Below are 11,292 nucleotides of genomic sequence, written 5' to 3'. Positions count from 1 at the left end.
GCCATCATAGCGCCCTATTGATGTGTCCAAATTCATTAGGCCAGTTCAGATTGCCGGCGATGATTGTCAACGATGACGTTGAGTCGACACCCTGCGGTGTTCTTCAGGTCGCCATCGCCAGCAAGCCGGCTCATACCGGGGAGACGTTTATAGCCCTGCCAACACCGCCTCCAGCTTCTCCTGGTCGCGGGCAAACTGGCGAATGCCCTCGGCCAGTTTTTCGGTCGCCATCGCATCTTCATTGGACGCCCAGCGAAATTGCGCTTCGTTCAGGTGCTGGCGCGGTTCACCGGCGACGCCCGGCTGCAATGTGCGTTGCAGCGGACCCTGGTCGGCATCCAACTGTTGCAACAGGTCCGGGCTGATGGTCAGGCGGTCGCAGCCGGCCAGTTGTTCGATCTGGCTCAGGGTGCGAAAGCTGGCGCCCATGACCACGGTCTGGATGTCGTTGGCCTTGTAGTAGTTGTAGATGCGCGTCACTGACTGCACGCCTGGGTCCTCTGCGCCGGTGTAGTCCAGGCCGGTGTTCTTGCGGTACCAGTCGTAGATGCGACCCACGAACGGCGAAATCAAAAACACCCCGGCATCAGCACAGGCTTGGGCCTGGGCAAAGGAGAACAGCAGGGTCAGGTTGGTCTGGATCCCGGCTTTTTCCAGGCGTTCGGCAGTGCGGATACCTTCCCAGGTCGAGGCCAGCTTGATCAGCACCCGGTCGCGGCCCACGCCAGCCTGGTCGTAGAGGGCGATCAACTGGTTGGCCTTGGCCCACAGCGCCTCTTCGTCGAAGGACAGGCGCGCATCGACTTCGGTGGAGATACGCCCCGGAATCACCTTGAGAATGCCGCAGCCCACCGACACCGCGAACTGGTCGCACGCCAGGCCCACATCACCCTTGGCCTGGGCGACGGCGCTGCGCAGCAGGTCGGCGTAGTCCGGGATGGCGGCGGCCTTGAGCAGCAGCGATGGGTTGGTGGTGGCGTCCACCGGGCGCAGGCGGGAGATGGCGTCAAGGTCGCCGGTGTCGCAGACCACGGTCGTGAATTGCTTGAGTTGTTCGAGTTTCGAGGTCATGGGCGGGCAATCTCCTTAAAGGTTAGGTGTTGAGGGCCTGGGCGGTGTCCAGGTCGGTGACCAGTACGTCCAGATAGCCGCCCTTGAGCGCGCCACGAATCGCCTGGACCTTGTTCAGCCCGCCTGCCAGTCCCAGCACGCGTTGGATCGCGCGCAACTTGGGCAGGGCGACGGACACGACGAATTCTTCATCCTCTTCCAGTACCGGGCGGCCTTCGGCGTCGAAGTAACGCAGGCAGATATCGCCCACTGCGCCACGCTCGGCCAGCAGGCGCAGCATGTCTTCGGTGTAGTAGTTGCCGCTGTTGCGCAGCAGTTGCGAGGGTTCCAGGTCACCGATGCCGACAATCGCCAGGGTGATGCTGTCGAAGCGGTTGAGTACTTCCTTGACCTCTTCCATCTCGATGATGCGCTGCTTGCTCTCCACCGATTGCTCGATGCTTTGCGAGGGCAGCAGGAACGCCGGGCAGTTGAGCAGGGTGGCCAGGCGCTGGGTCAGCAGGGTGGCCTCGAACGCGCCTTTGTTGCCGACGCCGCCGAGCAGTTGCACCACTTCCTCGGCGCCTTGCTTACCAGGTTGCACATGCAGATGGCCGACCATGGCGCGGATGGTGCTGCTCCACGATGAGATGCCGATATGGTCCTGGGGCGACAGGCTGGTTTCCAGGTAGTGGGCGGCGGCCGAGCCGATGGCTTGCTTGATGCTCTCATCGTTGCCCGGTTCCGTGGCTTCGACCACGATGACCCGGCGCACGCCATAGCGGCGCTGCAACTGGCTTTCCAGCTCCAGGTGCAGGCCTTGCAGGCGCATTACGCTGATTTTTACCACGCCTTCCTGCAGCGCCCGGCGCAGGGCGCGACTGATAAAGGACTGGGACAAGTCGAGCTGTTCGGAAATCTCGGATTGCTTGAGCCCTTCCTCGTAATAGAGGCTGGCGATCTTGGTGATCAGGCGCTGTTCTTCGATCTGGCTCATGAAGGCCTCAGGTTCCTTATCGTGAGGGGCACAACAACAATGCCGGTGAGGATACCAAACCGGCGCCGCTCGTTACGACATGATCAGCCCACCGTCGATATTGATTGCCTGGCCGGTCAGGTAAGCGGCGTCATCCGAGGCCAGGAAGGCCACCAGGCCGGCGACGTCCGAAGGCTTGCCGGCGCGGCGCAACGGGATGTTCTTGACCCATTCGGCCATCAACTCGCCCTTGGCGTAGCGCTTTTCGTCGGTGCTGAGGATTTCGCCCCACACGCGGTCGTTGTAGTCCCACATCTCGCTTTCGATGATGCCAGGGCAGAACGCGTTGACCGTAATGTTGTGCCGCGCCAGTTCCAGCGCCAGGCTTTGGGTGATGCCGATCACCCCCATTTTGCTCGCGGCGTAGTGCGGGGTGTAGATAAAACCCTGGCGGCCCTGGCCGGAAGAGGTGTTGATCAACCGCCCGCTGCCTTGCTTGACCATGTATTTGGCCGCTTCCCGGCAACCCAGCCAGACCCCGGTGGTGTTGACTTGCAGCACCTTGTCGAAATCGGCGCGGGGCATTTTGTCGTAGTGGTCGATGGTGATGATGCCGGCGTTCTGCACCGACACGTCGATGCTGCCAAAGCGTGCATGGGCATCGTGATAGAGCTTTTCGATATCGCTTTCGCAGGTGACATCGATGGCCATTGCCAGGGCCTCGACCGTGTATTCGCGGGCCAGTTGCTCGGCGGTGAAGGTCACGCGCTCCAGGTCATTGGAGGCCAGCACCAGGTTGGCGCCTTCCTGGGCAAAGCGCTCGGCAATGCCGGCGCCGATGCCACGGCAGGCGCCGGTGATCACGATGGTTTTACCGCTGAATCGTTGCGACATGTCACGGGCTCCACGGTTGTTTTTCAAAGGCTTACCAGCAGACAAAACCGCCATCGACCAACAGGTCGACACCGGTGCAGAAAGACGACGCCTGGCTGACCAGGAAAATCGCCGGGCCGACCATTTCTTCCACGCTGGCCATACGGCCCATGGGCGTGGTCTGTTCGAAAATCTTCACCTGGTCGGCGACTTCAGGGCGCGAATTCATCGGCGTGGCGGTGTAGCCGGGGCTGATGCAGTTGACCCGCAGGCCCTTGTCGGCCCATTCCATCGCCAGGCTTTTGCTCAGGTGAATCACTCCGGCCTTGGAGGTGTTGTAGTGGGCTTGCAGCAGACCGCGGTTGACGATGCTGCCGGACATCGAGGCGATATTGACGATGGCACCCTTGCCCCGTGGCAGCATCACGGCGGCCTGGGCCTGGCAACTGAGGAAGATCCCCGTGAGGTTGATATCCAGGGTGGTTTTCCAGCGTTCCAGCTCCAGGTCCTCGGCTGCCTGGGCATTGGCAATGCCGGCGCAGTTGACGGCCACGCTCAACTCGCCGAGGGCTTTCTCGGTGCGGGCGACAGCGGCGTCCAGCTCATCACGGCGGGTGACCGTGCCAGCCAGGGCCAGGCCACGACGGCCAAGGGCCTCGATGCGTTCGATGGTGCTACGCATACCGGGGCTGCCGGGCAGGTCGAAACAGGCCACATCGGCACCGGCTTCAGCCAGGCCGACCGCGATGGCCTGGCCGATGCCACTGCCGGCACCGGTGACGAAGGCAACTTGGCCTTTGAGACTGAACAGTTGCATGAGGGGACTCCGAGTCAGTGTGTATTTGTGAGAACAATGGAGATCAAAATGTGGGAGCAGGCAAGCCAGCGCCTACAAGGGGCAGCGTTGTTCAGGCAGTGGCCATCTCCATCACCGAGACGGGGGTTGCTTCACCGCGCGCCAATATCCCCATCTGCCGCCCGCGGCTCATCACCATCACCCGATGGGACAAGCCCAGCACTTCATCCAGGTCGGAGCTGACCACAATCACCGCCATGCCCTTGGCCGCCAGGTCCGCGATCACTTCATAGATCGCCGCCCGCGCGCCGACGTCGATGCCACGGGTCGGCTCATCGAGAATGAACACCTTGGGGTTTCGCGCCAGCCATTTGGCGATGATCACTTTCTGCTGGTTGCCGCCCGACAGGCTGGAAATCCGTTGCTGCGGCGTACCTTTGACGCCGAGGCGCGCTACCGCCGTCTGGGCAAATTCGCGCAGGCGACTGGGGATGACCCAGCCGCTTTTATCCAGCAGGTCGGTGTTGCCATACACCAGGTTGTCCTCGATGCGATGCTCGACCACCACCCCTTGCTGCTTGCGGTCTTCGGGCACCAATACCACGCCGGCCTGGATCGCTTCGCAGGGCGTGCGCAGGCGGCGAACCTGGCCGTCCAGTTGCAAGTGGCCCTGGATATCCTCGGCGGCGCCGGCGATGGCGCGCACCAGCTCGGTACGCCCGGCGCCAACCACCCCGGCGATCCCGAACACCTCACCGGCCCGCACGCTGAAATCAATACCGTGCAAGGCAAACTCGCGGCAACTGAGGTCCTTGACCTGCAACATCACGTGTTCCTTTGGGGCTTGCAGGGCCGGGAAAATCCGCTCCAGGCTGCGCCCGACCATTTGCTCGACCAGCTCGCGCACCGGCACTTGGGCGCTGGCGTGCAAGGCAATCTGCCGGCCATCGCGCAGCACCAGGATGCGGTCGGCGATGCGTGCGATTTCTTCCAGGCGATGGCTGATGTAAATGAACGAAACGCCTTCGGCCTTGAGCCGTTCGACCTGCTGGAACAGCAGCTCGGTTTCCTCACCGCCCAGGGCCGCCGTTGGTTCATCGAGGATCAGCAGCCGTGCCTTGAGGGTCAGGGCCTTGGCGATCTCCACCAGTTGCTGGGCGGCGACGCTCAAGCCTTCGACCTTGCGGGATGCCGGGACATTCAGGCCCAGGCGTTGCAACTGGATCTGCGCCTGGGCTTCCATGTATTCACGGTCCACCCGGCCAAAACGCATGGGCAGGCGGCCGACAAAGATATTCTCGGCAATCGACAGTTGCGCCAGCAGGCGGATTTCCTGGTGGATCAGGCCGATGCCAACCCCCAGCGCCGCACCGGGGGAGGCGGGCGCATAGGGCTGGCCCTGCCAGGTCATCGAACCGCCAGCATCGGGTTGCACCACACCGGCAATGATCGACGACAAGGTGGACTTGCCGGCGCCGTTCTCGCCCAGCAAGGCCAGTACTTCGCCGGGACGGATATCGACATTGATCTGCGACAGCACCTGCACCGGGCCGTAGGCCTTGCCGATATCGCGCAGGCACAGTACGGCGTCCGGTTGGGGGTGACGGTTATCCAGTGCGGCTTGCATGGCGACCTCCCGGGCTCAAGGGTGTTGTTGCAGGAAAGGCGCGACGTTGTCCTTGGTGGTCAACACGGTTTCCAGCAGTTGCTCCTTGGGCACCGCCTTGCCGGCCTTGAGGTCGATCGCCGAGGCGACGGCCAGGCGTCCCATTTTTTGCGTCTGTTGGGTCATGGTTGCGTTGAGTACACCGTTTTGCACGGCCTTGAGACCAGCGACATCGCCGTCAAACCCCACCACGACCACCTTATGGTCGAGATTGCCGACTTTTACCGCCTGCGCGGCGCCCAGTGCCATGGCATCGGCCCGCCCGAAGAATACGGTGATGTTCGGGTCGCGCTGGAGCAGGTCCTGGGCCACGGCGAAGCCTTTGTCCTGGGCCCATTCGGCCGGCTGTTCGGCGACCACTGTGAGTTCGGGGAACGCTTTGAGGCCCTCGGCAAAACCCTTGGCCCGGTCGTTTTCCGGGGTAGTGCCCAGTTGCCCCTGGAGGATCGCAATGCGGCCCTTGCCCTCGGTGACCTTGCCCACGTACTCGGCGAGCGCCTTGGCCCCGGCCACGCTGTCGCTGGCAATAAAGGTATCGCCCGGTGCGTCAGGGGCATTGCGATCCACGGCGATCACCGGGATACCCGCAGCCTTGGCGGCTTTGACCGGCACACCGGCAGCCGTGGCGCCAGCGGGGATGTAGATGAGCACGTCGATCTGGCGGGTGATCAGGTCTTCAATCTGGCTGACCTGGGTCGAGGAGTTGCCCTGGGCATCGACGGTGATCACCTTGATCCCCTTGGCCTTGCCCTCGGCTTCCACCGATTGTTTGATCTGGTTGAAGAAGTCGGCTTGCAGGTTGGCCACGGCCAGGCCGATGGTCAGGTCCTTGGCCCAGGTGGTGCCGACGCTGCCCAGTGTCGCGGCGGCAAAGGCAGTGGCAAGCAGCAGTTTCTTGGTGATGAACATGTCGGTGACTCCTGGTTTTATTGTTGGAGGGTGTCAACTGGCGAACAGGTTTAACGGGCGGTACTGGAACGGCGGCGCAGGGTGTCGATGGTCACGGCCAACGCAATCACCACACCAATCACCACTTGTTGAATGAATGGGGAAACCCCCAGCAGGTTGAGGCCGTTGCGCAGCACGCCGATGATCAGCACACCCACCAGGGTGCCACCGACACTGCCGACGCCGCCGCTGAGGCTGGCGCCGCCAATCACCACGGCGGCGATGGCGTCCAGTTCCAGGGTCAGGCCGGCGCTGGGTTGCGAGGAGTCGAGGCGGGCGGCCATGGTCACGGCAGCGATCCCGGCCAAGGCGCCGCTGACGGCGTACACCCACAAGGTAATCGCCCGCACCTTGATCCCCGACAGGCGCGCCACTTCCGGGCTGCCGCCAATGGCATAGAGGTTGCGGCCACCGGCGCGAAAGCGCAGGAACACCCAGGCCACCACCAGCATCACCAGGAACAACCCGACGGTGGCCGAGAGGAAGCCGAAATGGCGTACGGTCGCCAGGTTGGTAAACCACTCCGGGTAGCCGACGATCTGCCGTCCTTGCGTGAGAATGTTGGCCAGCCCGCGAGCCACCGACATCATGGTCAGCGTAGCAATGAATGGCGGTAGCTTGGCGTAGGTGATCAACGCACCGGACACCAGCCCGGCGAGCATGCCCGTGGCAATCGAGATCGGGATGGCAAAACCCAGCGGCACGGCCTGGTCCTGATACAACCAGCCGAGCATCATCATCGAGAACGCCAGTACCGAACCCACCGAGAGGTCAATACCGCCGATGACGATCACGGCGGTCATGCCAATGGCGAGGATGCCCAGCACCGTGACCTGATCAAGAATGTTCAGGCCATTGCGCAAGGAGAAGAAGAATTCGGAACTGAAGGAGAAAACCAGCACCAGCAAGGCCAGGCCAATCAGCGGGCCGCCGATATTACTGGGCAGTAGTTTGACCAGCCGAGGGCGGCGGGTGGGCTTGAGGTCAGCCTGATGGACCGAGGCTTTAGCGTCCACGTGGTTCTCCTGATTTATTTTTTTTGGAGGTCGTCATGGCTGCCTGCATATATATGCAGGCATGACTGTTAATTCAGATTCCGGTGCCACGGGGGTAAAGTCAAGCGCTTTAATTTTCTTCGAGGGCTTGTACAACCTGCCAAGACCTACCTGTAAGCCATGAGCCAGAGCGATTGCAGCGGGATTTCCACCGTCTGTCCGAGGGTTTTTTTAGCGATTTATTTGATTTTCAGCCAGTCGGCCCCTTGACCCGACGCGTGAACGGCGCCTAAATAGAAATATATTGTCATTGCTGAATAAATATTCAAAAGACAGCCTTGGACACTTTCACCTCGCGTGGTCAGCCCCACAGGAGCCGCTGCATGAATGCCTTCCAGTACGACGCCCTGCAAATAAAGGAACAGGCTCGCCTGATCCGGCGCAATATCATCCGCCTGAACGCCGACTCGCCAGCGGGCGGCCATACCGGTGCCGATCTCTCGGAAACCGACATCCTCGCCACCTTGTACTTCCGCATCCTCAACGCAGGCCCGGAGCGTACTGAAGATCCCGAGCGCGATATCTACATCCAGAGCAAAGGCCACGGCGTCGGTGGTTTGTATTGCTGCCTGGCCCAGGCTGGCTACATTCCAGAGCAATGGCTGGGGACCTATCAGCATTTCAACTCCCACCTGCCGGGCCACCCTGTACGCCAGAAAACCCCAGGCATCGAACTCAATACCGGCGCCCTCGGCCATGGCTTGCCCGTGGCTGTGGGCCTGGCGCTGGCGGCGAAAATGTCCGGCAGCCAAAAGCGCATCTATGTGCTGACCGGCGACGGTGAGCTGGCCGAAGGTTCGAACTGGGAAGCGGCGATGGCGGCGGCCAAGTATGGCCTCGACAACCTGTTTGTGATCGTCGACAAGAACAAGCTGCAGCTGGCCGGGCTGACCGCCGACATCATGCCGCTGGACCCGCTGGACGTGAAATGGGCCGCCTTCGGCTTTAGCGTCAGCGAGTGCGACGGTAACGATGTGGCGCAACTGATCGACTCCCTGGAACGCATGCAAACCCGCCATGGCGCGCCGCAGGTGCTGATCGCCCACACCATCAAGGGCAAGGGCGTGTCGTTTATCGAAGCCCGTCCCGAATGGCACCACCGCGTGCCCAAGGGTGATGAAATCAACGCAGCACTGGAGGAGTTGAGTCATGGCGAGTGAACATTTGGCGAGCGTCATGGTTGAGGCTTTCATGGCGGCGGTGGATGCCGGCCTCGATGTAGTTCCTGTGGTCAGCGACTCGACCTCCACGGCGAAGATCGGCCCCTTCATGCAGCGTTTTCCCGAGCGCGTGATCAATGTCGGGATTGCCGAGCAGTCGCTGGTCAGCGTCGCTGCTGGGCTGGCACTGGGAGGTAAGATTGCGGCCACCTGCAATGCGGCGCCATTTCTGATCTCGCGGGCCAATGAGCAGATCAAGGTGGATGTTTGCTACAACCAGGCCAATGTAAAGATGTTCGGCCTCAATGCCGGCACCAGCTACGGCCCGCTGGCCAGCACCCATCACAGCCTGGACGATATTTCGGTGATGCGCGGCTTTGGCAATGTGCAGATATTTGCCCCGGCCGATGCCATCGAGTGCCGGCAAATTGTTGATTACGCCCTGCGTTACCAGGGCCCGGTGTATATCCGCCTGGACGGCAAGGCGCTGCCCGATGTGCATGGTGCGCAATACCGTTTTGTACCGGGGCAGGTCGATGTGTTGCGCCAGGGCGCGGACCTGAGCATCGTCGCCTTGGGGTCAGTGGTGCATGAGGCGGTGGACGCGGCGGCACGTTTGGCCGAGCAGGGGATTGAGGCCCAGGTGATCAACCTGTCCTCGATCCGGCCGTTGCAGCGCGATGTCTTGCTCAGTGTGCTCAGTGGCACGCGTGGGGTGATCAGCGTGGAAGAACACAATATCAACGGCGGCGTCGGCAGCCTGGTGGCCGAAGTGCTGGCCGAGGCCGGGCTGGGCGTGCCATTGATCCGCCTGGGCATTGGGGATGGTGAGTACGCCGCCGCCGGCGCCCGCGAACCAACGCGCGCCTTGCATTGCATTGACGCGGCTGGGATTGTGGCGGCTGCCACTCGGTTGCGGTGATGCCCATGAACGAAACGACTCCACTGATCCTGGCGATTGACGAGGGCACCAGCAATGCCAAGGCGGTGCTGGTCAACGAGCTGGGGCAGGTGATTGCCCGGGGCTCGCGGCCCTTGAGCCTGAGCCATCCCCAGGACGGTTTTTCCGAGCAGGACCCGCAGCAGATCTGGGACAGTACCCTGGCGGCGATTGATCAATGCCTGGCCCAGGTTGACCGGCCGATCACCGCCATGGCTATCAGTAACCAGCGCGAATCGGTGGTGGCCTGGGATCGCCATAGTGGTGAGTTACTGTCGCCGTGCATCAGCTGGCAATGCCGGCGTTCGACGCTGTTGTGTACGCAACTGCACGCCCAGGGGCATGAGGCGAGCATCCTGGAAAAGACCGGGCTGGCGCTGGACCCGATGTTTTCTGCGGGGAAAATGCGCTGGATTCTCGACCACCTGGAAAATGGCCATGCCCGTGCGGCGACGGGCGAAATCTGCCTGGGTACCGTCGACAGTTGGCTGTTGTACAAGCTCAGTGGCGGCCAGGTATTTGCCACCGACTACTCCAATGCCGCACGCACCCAACTGTTCAACCTGCACACCTGCCGTTGGGACGAAGAGCTGCTGGCCTTGTTTGCCATCCCGCTGGCGGCACTGCCGACGATCCAGGCCAGCGCCGGTTTTTTTGCCCAGACGGCAGCCTTTGGTCGACTGCCGGCGGGTATCCCGGTGATGTCGATGATTGGCGACTCCCACGCCGCACTCTACGGGCAGGGCGGTTTTGTGCCGGGGCTGGTCAAGGCCACCCTGGGCACCGGTTCTTCGTTAATGACCCCCATGAGCGGGCCGCTGGCCTCGACCCACGGCTTGTCCACCACCCTGGCCTGGCACGACGGCGTGGCAGCGACCTATGCGATGGAGGGCAATATCGTCCACACCGGCGCGGCCGTGCAGTGGGCCTCGCGGCTGGTGGCGGGGGAGTCCCTGGACCAGTTGACCGAACAGGCGGCGCAACTGCCGGATAACGGTGGTGTGTACTTTGTCCCGGCGTTATCGGGGCTGGGCGCACCGCATTGGCAGGCTGACGCGCGAGGGTTGATCTGCGGGCTGACGGAGGCGACGTGCGGGGCGCATATCCTGCGGGCGGCGCTGGAGTCCATCGGTTATCAGATCCGCGATGTGTTTGATGCCATGGCGCAAGACATCGGCAGCCCACTGAAGGAGTTGTGGGTCGACGGTGGCGTCACGCGCAATCGCTGGCTGATGCAGTTCCTTGCCAACCTGTTGCAATGCCCGGTGGTGCGCAGCCTGTCACCGGAAGTCTCGGCTCTGGGCGCAGCTCATCTGGCGGGCAAGGCGCTGGGAGTATGGGCCGACGACCAGGCGCTGGCGCAATTGGAGCGTTCGCGCGAGCGGTTTGAGCCGGACAACGGAGCATCGCTGGAGGCGCACTACAGCGCCTGGAAAAAAGCGCTGCAACGCACGCTGTCTTGACCCAGCGCAATCGCAACCAGCTCCCACACTTGATCTCTGTCGATGCCAAAACTTAGGGCACACCGCCGATCCCCTGTGGGAGCTGTCGAGCTTCAGCGAGGCTGCGATGATGGCGGCACAGGCGCCAGAGATGTTGCCTGACCCAGCGCCATCGCAGCCTCGCCAGGGCTCGACAGCTCCCACACTTGATTTTTGTCGATGCCAAAACTTAGGGCACACCGCCGATCCCCTGTGGGAGCTGTCGAGCTTCAGCGAGGCTGCGATGATGGCGGCACAGGCGCCAGAGATGTTGCCTGACCCACCGCTATCGCAGCCTCGCCAGGGCTCGACAGCTCCCACACTTGATTTTTGTCGATGCCAAAACT

Annotated in this window: 10 protein-coding genes; 3 read left to right on the top strand and 7 right to left on the bottom strand. The window is 62.3% G+C overall.

The window, feature by feature from the left end; translation table 11 throughout:
* Positions 1–147: 147 nt before the first annotated feature.
* The 7 genes from tal to KL786_RS28785 form a co-directional block, all read right to left on the bottom strand.
* Entirely contained in the window at positions 148–1,071 is a 924-nt protein-coding gene (gene tal / locus KL786_RS28815; protein WP_215519770.1) for a transaldolase, read from the bottom strand.
* Positions 1,072–1,093: 22 nt separating this feature from the next.
* Complete coding sequence (locus KL786_RS28810; protein ID WP_215519769.1) at positions 1,094–2,047, bottom strand: sugar-binding transcriptional regulator; 954 nt, start codon at positions 2,045–2,047, stop codon at positions 1,094–1,096.
* A gap of 72 nt (positions 2,048–2,119) precedes the next feature.
* Positions 2,120–2,920, bottom strand: a complete 801-nt coding sequence (locus KL786_RS28805; RefSeq protein ID WP_090290868.1) for a glucose 1-dehydrogenase — start codon at positions 2,918–2,920, stop codon at positions 2,120–2,122.
* 31 nt (positions 2,921–2,951) lie between these two features.
* On the bottom strand, positions 2,952–3,716 hold the full coding sequence (locus KL786_RS28800) for an SDR family oxidoreductase (RefSeq protein ID WP_032860985.1): 765 nt from the start codon (positions 3,714–3,716) through the stop codon (positions 2,952–2,954).
* A 91-nt stretch (positions 3,717–3,807) separates the two neighbouring features.
* Positions 3,808–5,322 (bottom strand): sugar ABC transporter ATP-binding protein, encoded by a 1,515-nt coding sequence (locus tag KL786_RS28795; RefSeq protein WP_215519768.1) that lies wholly within the window; start codon positions 5,320–5,322, stop codon positions 3,808–3,810.
* A 15-nt stretch (positions 5,323–5,337) separates the two neighbouring features.
* The gene (locus KL786_RS28790; protein WP_032860982.1) at positions 5,338–6,270 is read right to left on the bottom strand and encodes a sugar ABC transporter substrate-binding protein; all 933 of its coding nucleotides are present in this window, start codon (positions 6,268–6,270) and stop codon (positions 5,338–5,340) included.
* A gap of 50 nt (positions 6,271–6,320) precedes the next feature.
* Positions 6,321–7,325, bottom strand: coding sequence for an ABC transporter permease (locus tag KL786_RS28785; protein WP_032860980.1), 1,005 nt, complete (start codon positions 7,323–7,325; stop codon positions 6,321–6,323).
* Positions 7,326–7,687: 362 nt separating this feature from the next.
* Between KL786_RS28785 and KL786_RS28780 the strand changes: the two genes are divergently transcribed.
* From KL786_RS28780 to KL786_RS28770, 3 genes are read left to right on the top strand one after another with little or no spacing between them, the layout of a single operon-like run.
* The gene (locus tag KL786_RS28780) at positions 7,688–8,524 is read left to right on the top strand and encodes a transketolase (RefSeq protein WP_215519767.1); all 837 of its coding nucleotides are present in this window, start codon (positions 7,688–7,690) and stop codon (positions 8,522–8,524) included.
* A complete protein-coding gene (locus KL786_RS28775) occupies positions 8,514–9,446 on the top strand; it encodes a transketolase family protein (protein ID WP_215519766.1) in 933 nt (310 codons plus the stop codon). Before KL786_RS28780 ends, KL786_RS28775 begins: the two co-directional genes overlap by 11 nt.
* 5 nt (positions 9,447–9,451) lie before the next feature.
* Positions 9,452–10,927: an FGGY family carbohydrate kinase gene (locus tag KL786_RS28770; RefSeq protein WP_215519765.1), complete on the top strand. Its 1,476-nt coding sequence runs from the start codon at positions 9,452–9,454 to the stop codon at positions 10,925–10,927.
* Positions 10,928–11,292: the final 365 nt, after the last annotated feature.

The sequence above is a fragment of the Pseudomonas sp. TAE6080 genome (genome assembly GCF_018732265.1).
Classification (GTDB): domain Bacteria; phylum Pseudomonadota; class Gammaproteobacteria; order Pseudomonadales; family Pseudomonadaceae; genus Aquipseudomonas; species Aquipseudomonas brenneri.
Note: the sequence above shows the minus strand (reverse complement) of the source record. Positions and strands in the feature narration are given on the sequence as shown.